Annotated in this window: 10 protein-coding genes; 5 read left to right on the top strand and 5 right to left on the bottom strand. The window is 63.3% G+C overall.

The window, feature by feature from the left end:
- Positions 1 to 80 precede the first annotated feature (80 nt).
- Positions 81 to 404: a hypothetical protein gene (locus tag KCN53_RS04720; RefSeq protein WP_088711208.1), complete on the bottom strand. Its 324-nt coding sequence runs from the start codon at positions 402 to 404 to the stop codon at positions 81 to 83.
- A 144-nt stretch (positions 405 to 548) separates the two neighbouring features.
- Complete coding sequence (locus tag KCN53_RS04715; RefSeq protein ID WP_088711209.1) at positions 549 to 1,436, bottom strand: MlaA family lipoprotein; 888 nt, start codon at positions 1,434 to 1,436, stop codon at positions 549 to 551.
- 94 nt (positions 1,437 to 1,530) lie between these two features.
- Here KCN53_RS04715 and KCN53_RS04710 point away from each other — a divergent pair, with 94 nt between their 5' ends.
- The 5 genes from KCN53_RS04710 to KCN53_RS04690 are packed head-to-tail and all read left to right on the top strand — an operon-like array spanning position 1,531 to position 8,847.
- A complete protein-coding gene (locus KCN53_RS04710; protein WP_088711210.1) occupies positions 1,531 to 2,475 on the top strand; it encodes an ArsR/SmtB family transcription factor in 945 nt (314 codons plus the stop codon).
- Positions 2,472 to 3,407 carry a methylenetetrahydrofolate reductase gene (gene metF, locus KCN53_RS04705; protein WP_088711211.1) on the top strand — a complete coding sequence of 312 codons (936 nt, stop codon included), beginning with the start codon at positions 2,472 to 2,474 and terminating at the stop codon, positions 3,405 to 3,407. The genes KCN53_RS04710 and metF overlap by 4 nt, the downstream gene beginning before the upstream one ends.
- A complete protein-coding gene (locus KCN53_RS04700) occupies positions 3,404 to 4,444 on the top strand; it encodes a homocysteine S-methyltransferase family protein (protein ID WP_088711212.1) in 1,041 nt (346 codons plus the stop codon). The genes metF and KCN53_RS04700 overlap by 4 nt, the downstream gene beginning before the upstream one ends.
- Positions 4,444 to 7,038 (top strand): methionine synthase, encoded by a 2,595-nt coding sequence (metH, locus tag KCN53_RS04695; RefSeq protein ID WP_088711213.1) that lies wholly within the window; start codon positions 4,444 to 4,446, stop codon positions 7,036 to 7,038. The genes KCN53_RS04700 and metH overlap by 1 nt, the downstream gene beginning before the upstream one ends.
- Positions 7,039 to 7,092: 54 nt before the next feature.
- Complete coding sequence (locus tag KCN53_RS04690) at positions 7,093 to 8,847, top strand: hypothetical protein (RefSeq protein ID WP_088711214.1); 1,755 nt, start codon at positions 7,093 to 7,095, stop codon at positions 8,845 to 8,847.
- 21 nt (positions 8,848 to 8,868) lie between these two features.
- Here KCN53_RS04690 and KCN53_RS04685 read toward each other — a convergent pair whose 3' ends face one another.
- The 3 genes from KCN53_RS04685 to KCN53_RS04675 all read right to left on the bottom strand — a co-directional run bounded on the left by KCN53_RS04685 (position 8,869) and on the right by KCN53_RS04675 (position 11,992).
- Complete coding sequence (locus KCN53_RS04685; protein WP_088711215.1) at positions 8,869 to 9,606, bottom strand: arginyltransferase; 738 nt, start codon at positions 9,604 to 9,606, stop codon at positions 8,869 to 8,871.
- Positions 9,607 to 9,695: 89 nt separating this feature from the next.
- A complete protein-coding gene (locus tag KCN53_RS04680) occupies positions 9,696 to 10,937 on the bottom strand; it encodes a threonine ammonia-lyase (RefSeq protein WP_088711216.1) in 1,242 nt (413 codons plus the stop codon).
- A 59-nt stretch (positions 10,938 to 10,996) separates the two neighbouring features.
- Positions 10,997 to 11,992: a type II secretion system F family protein gene (locus tag KCN53_RS04675; RefSeq protein ID WP_088711217.1), complete on the bottom strand. Its 996-nt coding sequence runs from the start codon at positions 11,990 to 11,992 to the stop codon at positions 10,997 to 10,999.
- Between the last annotated feature and the right edge of the window lie 4 nt (positions 11,993 to 11,996).

Here is an 11,996-nt window from a genome sequence, read left to right as displayed (position 1 = left end):
AAAGCCACTGACATGAAAAAGGGCCGCCGACAGAACCCGGCGACCCTCTTCATGTAACGATCCGCCAATGGCGGCGAAGCTTACATCTCTTCTTCGAGTTCCGCTTCCATTTCGTCGCCCATGGCCTCGGCATCCGCCTCGGCTTCGGCAGTGGCGGCATCGACTTCGGCGTCGAGTTCGTCGAACTCGCCTTCCATCTCGTTACCCATGGCATCCATGTCCTGGCCGACTTCATCCATACCGGATTCGATGTCGTCGATCGCTTCTTGGCCGGCCAGTTCCATGTCGTCGCCGGCGCTCTCGACGGTCGCCTCGGCGTTCTCTTCGGTACCCTCGGAGCAGGCGGCAAGACCGAGCCCGGCCACGAGTGCGACAGCCGCGAAACCCTTGGTCAGGTTCTTCATAACAATAACCCCTTTTCAGTCATACAGATGCATCACCTGCGGCGCAGGGTGCACCGCATGCATCATCGGCCCGAACGTTCCGTATGCCAATAGGTTTCACAAATGATGCGGTTGGCGCGACAGCAGACCGGGATCTCGCTCGTCCTACTCGCCGGGGCGCGGCTCATCGCTGGTGGATTCAGGTGCCGGATCGTCGAGGTCATCCGCCGTTTCGGGCATATCCGCACTGCCGGGCATCTCGGCGCCATCGCCAGAGACATCCTCTACGGGCGGCGCGCCATAATCCACCGGCTCGAACTCTTCCATTCCCGCGCCGACGGCGGAGGACGCCTCGCCGTCGGTAATCTGCGCCATGCGATTCTGCAGATAGGCGGACCGCTGGGCGACATAGGGGTCCAGAGCGCCCGCGAGTACGCTGTCGGCGGTACCGAGGAGACCCGCGCGCAGGTCGACGACGTCGATCACGCGCTCTGCCGCCTGTTCTTCGAAGCTGAGGTTGAGTTCGGAGCTTTCGAAGCGTGTCCAGGGGTTGGTCACCGTATCGACGCCGAAGCCTGCCGCATCGCGGAGGCTCGACGGACCCAGGATCGGCAAAACGAGGAAGGGCCCGGAACCGACGCCCCAGACGGCGAGCGTCTGGCCGAAATCCTCCGGCTGCTCCTCGAGGCCGAGCTCCGCTGCCCGGTCGATCGTGCCGAGGAAACCGTAGGTCGAGTTGATGACGAAGCGATCGACAGCACGGAAGGCGCGCTTGAATTTGCCCTGAAGGACGGCGTTCACGAAGCTGAGCGGCTCCTCGACATTGCCGAGGGCATTGCCGATTCCCTTGCGCGCGGGCGCAGGAACTGCGGCGACATAGCCTTGGGCCACGGGTTTGAGCACGGCATCATCGACTGCCTTGTTGAAACTGTAGACCCCGCGATTGAAGTCCTCCAGAGAGTCGCGCTGGGCTGTTTCATAGCCGGCAGGCGTCGTGGCGCAGGCGGACAGGACGGGAAGCAGGATGAGAAGGCTGGCGTAACGGCGCGTCATCCCGCCGACCTAGCGCAGCGCGCGAACGGTTGCGACGTGAAATGCGACCCTGAAGCCCACTTCATGCCGAATTGACATATAAAGATGTCTTTATATGTTCCGGCCGATGATCGCAGGTCCCGACCTTTTCCGCGCGCTTGGCGACGAGACGCGCCTGCGCATTCTGCATCTTGTGCGGCAGCTTGAGCTGACCGTCGGGGACCTGACCCGCGTCCTCGGCCAGTCGCAGCCGCGCGTCTCGAGGCATGTGCGTATTCTGGCGGAAGCGGGCCTACTCGAGCGCAACCGCGAAGGGGCATGGGTCTTCGTTCGCTACGCCGAGAGCGAACTCGCAGCCCGCGTCGCCGACGTGATCGACCTGCTTCCCTCGCAAGAAGAGGATACCGCCCGTCTGAACGATCTTCGCAGCGAACAACTGGAAGCTTCCACCTCCTATTTCAATGCGCAGGCGGAAACCTGGGACCGCTTCCGGCGGCTTCACGTGGCCGACGACGAGGTCGAACGGCGCATCGTGGCGCTATTGTCCGAACGTCCGGTCGGGCGGTTGCTCGACATCGGCACGGGCACCGGCCGTATGCTCGAACTGCTCGCGAACAAAGCGGACAGCGCTCTCGGTATCGACCGCAGCGTCGACATGCTGCGCGCTGCCCGCGCGAAGCTCGACAGTCTGGGCCTTGGAAATTGCGCCGTGCGCCAGGGCGATATGCATTCCCTTCCCTCGCTCGAGCGCGGCGCCGACACGATCATCATTCACCAGGCCCTGCACTTTGCCGAGCGCCCTTCGAAAGCAGTGGATGAGGCGGCGCGCGTCCTGTCGCCCGGCGGCCGTCTGCTGGTGGTGGACTTCGCGCCCCACGACCGCGAGGAACTGCGCAGCGAACATGCTCACTCACGTCTCGGCTTTGCCGATGAGACCTTGTGCCACTGGATGCGCCGCGCCGGGCTGGAACCGCTCGATCCCGAGCACCTGAAAGGTACGCTTACCGTGACAATCTGGACCGCGGACAAGCCCGCCATCGAAACGAGGAAAGTAGCATGAGCCTACAGCGCAGTGAGCGGGAACGTGCGTTCGCCTCACCTCTATTTGCCGATCTGGCCGGAGATATCTCCGTCTCATTCGAGTTCTTTCCGCCGAAGAGCGAAAGGATGGAGGAGACGCTGTGGAATTCGATCGCGGCGCTTGCCCCGCTGAAGCCGAACTTCGTCTCGGTGACGTACGGCGCCGGCGGCTCGACGCGCGAACGCACCCACGCCACGGTCGAACGGATCGTGAAAGAGACGGACCTGACGCCGGCGGCGCATCTGACATGCGTCGACGCCTCTCGCGGAGAGATCGAGGACATTGCGCGCGCCTATTGGGATGCCGGAATCCGTCACATCGTCGCCCTGCGGGGCGATCCGCCGCGGGAGGGGGAACGGTTCAGCGCCCATCCCGAGGGCTATGACTGCGCCGCGTCGCTGGTCGAGGGACTGAAGAAGGTGGCGGACTTCGAGATTTCCGTCGCCGCCTACCCCGAAATCCATCCGGAAGCGGAAAGCGCCAACGGCGATCTGGACAATCTGAAACGAAAGATCGACGCCGGCGCGACCAGGGCAATCACGCAGTTCTTCTTTTCGCCGGAAACGTTCCTCCGCTTTCGCGACGATGCCGTCGCTCACGGAATTTCCGCTCCGATCGTCCCGGGGATCCTGCCGGTGACGAACTTCAAGCAGACCAGCAAGTTCGCCGCGCTCAACGGGACGGACATGCCGGGCTGGCTGGAGCGGCTATTCGACGGACTGGAGGACAAGCAGGACGCTCGCAATCTTGTCGCCGCCACCGTCGCGGCCGAGTTGTGCCGGCGCCTTTACGCAGGCGGTGTCCGCCAGTTCCACTTCTACACGCTGAACCGTGCCGAGCTGAGCTATGCCATCTGCCATATGCTCGGCTTGCGACCATCGTCTCCCAAGATCGAAAGCCAGGCAGCATGAGCGTTCGCGACCGATTCCTGACCGCCGCAAAGCGCCGTATCCTGATCAAGGACGGCCCCTACGGAACGCAGGTACAAGCCCGCAAATTGCAGGAAGCCGACTATCGCGGCGACCTCGACCTGTCGGCCGATCAGAAGGGCAATAACGACCTTCTCAACGTCACCAGGCCCAAGCTGATCGAAGAGGTGGCGCACGACTACATCTCGGCGGGCGCCCACATTCTCGCGACGAACACGTTCAACGCCAACCGGATCAGCCAGGCCGACTATGCCGCCGAACATCTGGTCGGCGAGATCAATCGCTCCGCCGCCAGCATCCTCAGAAAGGCCGTGGATGCGCGGGACGACGGCATCGACCGGTTCGTCTGCGGCGCCGTAGGCCCCACCAACAAGACGCTGTCCATCTCGCCCGATGTAAACGATCCCGGCCATCGCGACGTCGGCTTCGACGAGATGAAAGCTGTCTACCGCGAGCAGATCGACGCGCTGATCGACGGTGGCTGCGACGTCGTCCTGATCGAGACCGTGTTCGATACGCTCAATGCCAAAGCCGCCGCCATGGCGACGATGGAAGCCGGCGAAGAGCTGGGCCGCGACATCCCGATGATGGTCTCGCTCACCCTGACCGACATGGCCGGCCGCAACCTCAGCGGACAGGGCATCGAGGCCTTCTGGTACTCCATGCGGCACGCGCGTCCGCTGACCATCGGGCTCAACTGCTCCTTCGGAGCGACCGAACTGCGCCCGCACGTGGCCGCCCTGTCGAAAATCGCCGACGCCGCGGTAATGGTCTATCCCAATGCCGGTTTGCCGAACGAGCTCGGCGAATATGATGAAGCTGCCGAAACCACCGCCGCGCTCGTGAAGGAGTGGGCAGGAAAGGGCTATGTGAACGCTGTCGGCGGTTGCTGCGGCACGACGCCGACGCACATCCGTGCGATCGCGGATGCGCTGGAGGGATGCTCGCCGCGGCGGATTCCCCAAATCCCGCCCGCGCTCAGGCTTGCCGGCCTCGACGCCTTTTCGGTGGCTGCCTGATGTCCTCCTCCACCAATTTCATCAATATCGGCGAACGCACCAACGTTACCGGTTCCGCCCGTTTCAAGAAGCTGATCATGGCGGACGACTATGAGACGGCGGTGGAAGTCGCGCGTCAGCAGGTCGAGAACGGCGCCCAGATCATCGACGTCAACATGGACGAGGGTCTCCTGGATTCGAAGGCGGCGATGGAAACATTCCTGAAGCTGATCGCGGCGGAACCCGACATTGCCCGCGTGCCGATCATGGTCGACAGTTCCAAATGGGACGTGATCGAGGCCGGGCTGAAATGCGTTGCGGGCAAGGCGATCGTCAATTCGATCAGTCTGAAGGAGGGCGAGGAGGACTTTCTCGCCGCCGCGCGCAAGATCCGCCGCTACGGTGCCGCCACGGTCGTCATGGCCTTCGATGAAGAGGGTCAGGCGGACACCAAGGCCCGCAAAGTCGAGATTTGCGACCGCGCCTACCGCCTGCTGACCGAAAACGGCTTTCCGGCCGAGGACATCATCTTCGATCCCAACATCTTCGCTATCGCGACCGGGATCGAGGAGCATGACAATTACGGCAACGACTTCATCGAAGCGTTGAAGGAGATCAAGGCACGCTGTCCGGGCGCCAAAACGTCAGGCGGCCTGTCCAATCTCAGCTTTTCGTTTCGTGGCAACGAGCCAGTGCGCCGCGCCATGCACTCGGTCTTTCTTTATCATGCGATCCCGGCCGGTCTCGACATGGCCATCGTCAACGCTGGCCAGCTCGACATCTATGACGAGATCGATCCCGAACTTCGTGAGGCAGCGGAGGACGTCGTCCTCAACCGCCGCGCCGACGCGACCGAGCGCATGCTGGCAATCGCCGACAAATATCGCGACGGCGGCGCGAAAACATCCGCGACGGACGATGCGTGGCGCGAGCAGCCGGTCGAAAAGCGCCTGGAACATGCGCTCGTAAAGGGCATCGACGCATATGTCGTCGAGGACACGGAAGAGGCGCGGCAACAGGCCGACAAGCCCATTCATGTGATCGAGGGACCGCTGATGGCGGGCATGAACGTTGTCGGCGATCTGTTCGGCGCGGGTAAGATGTTCCTGCCGCAGGTCGTGAAGTCGGCGCGCGTCATGAAAAAGGCGGTGGCGCACCTCATCCCTTATATCGAGGCGGAGAAGGAAGAGGGCGCGAAGGCCAAGGGCCGCATCGTCATGGCCACGGTCAAGGGCGACGTGCATGACATCGGCAAGAACATCGTCGGCGTCGTGCTCCAGTGCAATAACTTCGAAGTCATCGACATGGGGGTGATGGTCCCGTGGCAGGACATCCTTGAAACCGCGCGCAAGGAAGACGCCGATATCATCGGCCTGTCCGGCCTTATCACGCCGTCGCTCGACGAGATGGTCACCGTTGCGGAGGAGATGCAGAATGCCGGCTTCACCCTGCCGCTCCTCATCGGCGGGGCGACGACGAGCCGGGTGCATACCGCACTGCGAATCGAGCCGGCCTATGACGGCCCCACCTTGCATGTCCTGGACGCCAGCCGCGCCGTAGGCGTTGCCTCGAAACTCGTTTCCGAAACCGCGCGCGAGGAACTGGTCGAGGAAACGAGAAGCGCATATGCCGATATCCGCACCAGCCGCGAAGGCAAAGGCGAGAGCAAGCTCGTCTCTCTTGAGGAGGCCCGCGAGAACCGCTTCGTTCCGGATTTCGGCGGCTACGAGGCTCCGAAGCCCCAAAGTCCCGGGCTGACGCGGATCGAGGACGTGTCGGTAGACGACCTCATCCCCTTCATCGACTGGACGCCCTTCTTCCGCTCATGGGAGCTGCATGGCAATTATCCGCAGATTCTCGAAGATGAGACCGTCGGTGAAAGCGCCCGCTCTCTTTTCTCCGATGCCGAAGCGATGCTGCACCGGATCGCCGACGAAAATTGGCTCTCGCCACAGGCCGTGGCGGGATTCTGGCCCGCTCGTCCAGACGGGGACGATATCATGATCTCCGTCGATGGAGGCGAACGGCGTCTGCCCATGCTTCGCCAGCAGGTCGGAAAACGAGCAGGCCGCGCCAATTTCTGCCTGACCGACTTCCTGATGCCGGAAGGCGACTGGATCGGCGGCTTCTGCGTCACGTCGGGCTCGTTCGAGGAGCAGACGAAACGCTACAAGGCGGACAATGACGATTATTCCGACATCCTGTTGAAGGCGCTCGCCGACCGTCTTGCCGAAGCCTTTGCGGAATATCTGCACCACCGCGTTCGCACCCAGCTCTGGGGCTACGCACCCGACGAACAGCTGTCGATGGACGCGATCATCAAGGAAAAATATCGCGGCATTCGGCCTGCCCCCGGCTATCCCGCCTGCCCCGATCACACGTTGAAGCCAATCCTTTTCGACCTGCTGCAGGCAACGGACGCGACGGGCGTCACGCTGACGGAGTCGATGGCCATGCTGCCTGCCTCTAGCGTGTCGGGCCTCTACTTCGCGCATCCGGACAGCCAGTATTTCGGTGTTGCCACCATCGGCGAGGACCAGCTGACCGACTATGCCGCGCGGCGGGACATGCCGCTGGAAGAGGCTCGCCGCTGGCTGCGTCCCAATCTCGCCTGACGGTCCGCTCGGCAGCTCTGGCTCTAGGTACTTTGCCGCGGCTATAGGACCGTCATGGCGAGGCGGGAACGAAATCTGGAGGAACGACGCGCGCGGCTTGCGCGCCTGCAGGAGGGACTCGAGCGTAAGCGCTCCCGGGCGCACCGTCGGCGCAGGCTCGCCCTTGGCGGACTGGCTCTTGTAGCCGGCCTCGTTCTTGCGGGGCTCGTCGGACTCCAGTTTCTCGACCGACTTCCCTACGGGTCGCGGATCCTCGAAGTCGGGTGGGAACGTCTGGCACGGATACGCAGCAACTATCCCAGTCTGGACCCCGTCTGGACCGCCCTCGGTTGGGTCCTGCCGCAGGAAGGCAGCGGCCCGTTGGCGCACCAGCCGCGCTTTGCCGCGGATGCGCCCCTGCTCGATCCGCCGGTCCCAAACCTGACCGCGCGCGCGGGCACGGCCCGCTACCCGGATTATTTCCCCGTGGGCGGCCTGCTCGCTCCGCCGCTGCGCTATTTCATCTCCTGCGAGAATTCGAACCGCGCTGGCGAGCTGCGCACGCTCGCCGACCGCCCGGTCGATCCGCCGTCCCGCGGACTCCTCCGCGGCATGGAGTTCGTCTACGAGCCATGTCTTTACGACGGCATAGCACCGGCGCGAGTCCCGCGCGGACAATGGGCGGACGGTGCCCAGGTTATTCACCGCAGCGCGCTTGCGGGAGACCCCGCACGCTTCCGCCTCGAACGCGGCGGATCGCTTCGTATCAATCCGGGACGGGTCGGCGTGAACAAGTTCGACGTCGGCCGCTTCCACGCCGAAGTGAGCGATATCGAGGTCGATGTTCCCAACAGCGCAGACAGCGGAGCCCTCTGGTTCGAGGTTTTTCCCTCCGCAACCGATGATGTGCTGACGACTCTGGTCGTGCGCGACAGCAGCTTCAGCGGTGCGCGCAACGCCTTCTTCGTCCCGCCTGGGGCGACGATGCTCTATATCGAGCGGAGCCGCTTCGGACCCAATGGCGGGAGCGACTATGACCAGGAACACACGATCTACCTGAACGGCATCGTGTCCGCGCATTTCGTCGACAGTGTCATCTTCGGACAGCAGGCCAAGGGCAGCATCGGCGGTCATCTGCTGAAGGCCCGGCCCGCCCTTACCATTCTCGAAAATGTTGCCTTCGATACCGGCGGCTCACCGACCACACCGTCCAACCGTCCCATGGCAGACCTGCCTACCCTCGGATGGATCTGGGCGGAGGATCTAGCCTTTCGCCGGCGGCAGCCTGACAGTCCGACGACCCGCAACGCCGTCATCGGCTTGCGGCGAGACCGTTATGTAGGCGGAAGGGGGGCTCGCGGCCGCGTACAGGTGCCCTGGCCCACAGCGGCCGACTGGGAAATGCCCATGGCGCCCGGCGAATGCGACGAGGATGTCAGCGAGGATGTCTATCTACAGGTGTTTCGCGGCGTGCGCATCGAAAGCCACCGCATGGAACCGTTCGGTATTCGTCAAAGCGGTTTCGTCGACACGGAATTCAACGGCCTCAAGCCCGTGACGAGCAAGGAAGAGCTGTTGGGGCATCCACGCCGCAACCGCGCGCTGACACTTTACGGGTCGGTAACGGGGGACATCCGCGCCCCTGCCGCTGCGCAGGGCTATTTCGGTTCCACCTGGGGCCCGCCCTCCTATGTCTGCCCCATTTCGGACGTCACGAATCTCAACATGATTCGCGTCGTGCGCAGCCAGGACGCGTTCGTCGAAACCGCCCTGCGGAAAATCAGCCTGGCAAATGGAGACCTGATTCGCCGCGCCGAGATCAAGCGCTAGCCGGGCTGATCGCGGCAGCCTCTAGCTGCGTCGTTCCCATCCTGCCGGCGTCAGCGCTTCCAGCGGCTTGAACCGGTATTTGTAGTTCATCCGGTCGCAGCCATCGATCCAGTATCCCAGATAGACATAAGGCAGGCCCGCCTCGGCAGCGCGGCGGATATGGTCGAGGATAATGAAATTGCCGAGGCCTTTCCGCCGTTCCAGCTCTGGCTCGTAGAAGCTGTAGACCATGGACAGGCCGTCGGACTGCCTGTCGGTCAGACAGACCCCTACCAGCCGTCCCAGCCGTTTTCCCTCTTCGGGCGCCTCGCGATACTCCAGGATGACGGTGTCGACGGGCGTCTGCTCGACCATGTCGGCATAGTCATAGGCGTCCATCGACGCCATGCCGCCGTCGGGATGACGAATGTCGAGATAGCGCCGCAGCAGCGCGAACTGCTCGCTCGTCGTGCGCGGCGGACAGGCATCGACCACCAGATCGTCATGCTGACGCAGGATACGCCGCTGCGACGAACTCGGTTTGAATTCGCGTGTGAGGACACGGACGGAGACGCACAGGCGGCAACCGTCGCAGCTTGGCCGGTAGACGACGTTCTGCGACCGGCGAAACCCGATTCGCGACAGCGCTTCTGACAGTTGCGCGGCATCGGAGCCTCGCAGCTCGGTAAACACCTTCCGCTCCGTGCGCCCCGGCAGATAGGGGCACGGTGACGGCGCCGTCACGAAGAAGCGGGGAAAGCGGAAACTCTGGTCTGTCACAGGGCGACTATCGCGCGGAGGTTCATATCATGTCCAGAGGACGTTCGCCGGACGCGGACGAACCTATCAGATCAGACGCCAAGATTGGGTTAAGCCAGTTCCACCATACGTACCTCGTACCCGCGCGCCCGCAGGCCCTCGACCAGCCGGTCGAGATGCTCGGCGTCGCGCGTCTCGCACTCGATGTCGGTGATCAGTCCCTTGGCAGGCAGGTTGGTGAATACGCGCTGATGATAAACCTCAAGGATGTTCGCCTGATGCTCCTCGAACAGCCGCGCCACGTGATAGAGTTGGCCCGGCCGGTCCTTGAGACGAATGCGCAGACGGGCAAGACGGCCGTTTCGCGCCAGATCGCGCAGCAGGACGTTGGCGAGCAGGCGGGTATCGATATTGCCGCCACATAGAGGCAGGCCTACTTTGCGGCCGCGGAACTTGCGCGGATGCGCAAGCAGCGCTGCGAGGCCAGCGGCACCGGCGCCCTCGACGACCGTCTTTTCGATGCCGAGGAACAGGGCCACGGCGCGCTCCAGTTCACGCTCGGCCACCAGCACGATGTCGTCGACGAGTTCGCGGATGATCTCGAAGGTCATCTCGCCAGGTTTCTTGACGCTGATCCCCTCGGCCAGGCTGTCTCCATCACACACCACGGTTTCACCGCGCAGCTTGCCGTACATGGAAGGATAAAGGGCCGCCTGTACACCGACGATTTCCATGTCCGGCTTCATCGCCTTGGCGGCGGTCGCACAGCCGGAGATCAGCCCGCCGCCGCCGATCGGTACTACCAGCATGTCGAGTTCCGGCACATCCTGAAGCATTTCCAGGCCGACCGTTCCCTGACCGGCGATCACTTTCGGATCGTCGAAGGGGTGCACGAAGGTCAGCCCCCGCTCGGCCTCGAGCGTGCGGGCGAAGGCATAGGCATCGTCGAAACTTTCGCCTTCCAGTAGCACGTTCGCCCCATGCCCTTCGGTCTGCTTCACCTTCACCACGGGTGTGAACTGGGGCATCACGATGGTTACGGGCACACCGAGCCGAGAGGCATGATAGGCAAGGCCCTGCGAATGATTGCCGGCCGAGGCGGCGATCACACCCTTATCCCTTTGCTCCTTGCTGAGGGAGAGCAGTTTGTTGAGCGCGCCGCGCTCCTTGTACGCGGCGGTAAACTGCAGATTCTCGAACTTCAGCCAGACTTCCGCGCCGGTGATGTCCGACAAGGTCTGCGACTTCAGGCAAGGGGTACGGATAACGCTGCCGGAAATGGCCTCGGCGGCCGCTTCGACGTCGGAGAATGAGACGGGCAGGCCGCCGGTTTCGCTTGCTTTGGTTGCCATGATTCACCGGGTTCTAAGCGCCGGTCCACGCTGTGGCTATGCCCCTTCGCATGGCGGCGTTAGCCGAGCGCATCCCCGATCGAACAGGCTGCCGGACCCAGAATGACGATGAACAGGACGGGCAGGATGAACAGGATCAGCGGCACGGTCATGATCGCCGGAAGGCGCGCCGCCTTCTCTTCGGCCCGCATCATGCGTTCGTTACGGAACTCGCCGGAGAGAACCCGCAGGGCCGACGCCAGCGGGGTGCCATATTTTTCTGTCTGCACCAGGGTGGTGACCACGCCGCGCAGCGATTCCAGATCGACGCGCTGCGACAGGTTTTCATAAGCCTGCCTCCGCTCCTGAAGGAAGCCCAGCTCGATAGCGGTCAGGGCAAACTCGTCCGCCAGCTCGGGGAAACCCTTGCCGAGTTCCTTCGAGACCCGGTTGAAGGCCGCGTCGACGGTAAGGCCCGCCTCCGCGCAAATGACCAGCAGATCGAGTGCGTCGGGAAGCCCCTTGCGAATGGCATCCGTGCGCTTCGACTTCAGGTTCGTGACGAAGATGTCGGGAGCCTTGTAGCCAAGAAAAATGCCGCCCATGACCATGCCTGCCTGCACGGGGTCGGAATATCCCGCGGCAAGGTCCATGCCGTAGACGAGAAAAGCGGCCACTGCGCCGAAGGCGAAGGGGAGGACAAGACGGCAGAAAAGTAGCGTGACGACGGCATCCTTCGAACGGATGCCGGCCTGGGACAGCTGCACCGCCGCGACCTTCGCCTGCTCGTCCTGAAGCACTTTCAGCTTCTTCAGAACCTGCCGCATCTGGTTGGTGGCCTCGGCCTTCGCGGCCACCTTCGTACGGCGGCGCGAGGCGGTGATGCCCGCCTTCAGCTGTTCGCGGCGCTCCTGCAGCGCCTTTACCCGGCCGCGCATGGGATCGCGCACCGTGGCGACGGAATAGACCGCGACCAGCATCGCGAAGGCCGCGATGGCGGTCAGCACGGTGGCAATATCGATCGCCGTCAGCCCGAAAATCAGGGCATGAGTCGTGAGGTCGGTATTGGCTTCCATCCCC

It is taken from the genome of Pacificimonas aurantium, assembly GCF_020092905.1.
Taxonomy (GTDB): domain Bacteria; phylum Pseudomonadota; class Alphaproteobacteria; order Sphingomonadales; family Sphingomonadaceae; genus Pacificimonas; species Pacificimonas aurantium.
This window is presented reverse-complemented; position numbering and strand designations above follow the sequence as displayed.

Excerpts from the sequence above, each read along its gene's own strand:
- KCN53_RS04720 (WP_088711208.1), bottom strand. The coding sequence starts at position 404 with ATGAAGAACCTGACCAAGGGTTTCGCGGCTGTCGCACTCGTGGCCGGG.
- KCN53_RS04715 (WP_088711209.1), bottom strand. The coding sequence starts at position 1,436 with ATGACGCGCCGTTACGCCAGCCTTCTCATCCTGCTTCCCGTCCTGTCC.
- KCN53_RS04710 (WP_088711210.1), top strand. The coding sequence starts at position 1,531 with ATGTTCCGGCCGATGATCGCAGGTCCCGACCTTTTCCGCGCGCTTGGC.
- metF (WP_088711211.1), top strand. The coding sequence starts at position 2,472 with ATGAGCCTACAGCGCAGTGAGCGGGAACGTGCGTTCGCCTCACCTCTA.
- KCN53_RS04700 (WP_088711212.1), top strand. The coding sequence starts at position 3,404 with ATGAGCGTTCGCGACCGATTCCTGACCGCCGCAAAGCGCCGTATCCTG.
- metH (WP_088711213.1), top strand. The coding sequence starts at position 4,444 with ATGTCCTCCTCCACCAATTTCATCAATATCGGCGAACGCACCAACGTT.
- KCN53_RS04690 (WP_088711214.1), top strand. The coding sequence starts at position 7,093 with ATGGCGAGGCGGGAACGAAATCTGGAGGAACGACGCGCGCGGCTTGCG.
- KCN53_RS04680 (WP_088711216.1), bottom strand. The coding sequence starts at position 10,937 with ATGGCAACCAAAGCAAGCGAAACCGGCGGCCTGCCCGTCTCATTCTCC.
- KCN53_RS04675 (WP_088711217.1), bottom strand. The coding sequence starts at position 11,992 with ATGGAAGCCAATACCGACCTCACGACTCATGCCCTGATTTTCGGGCTG.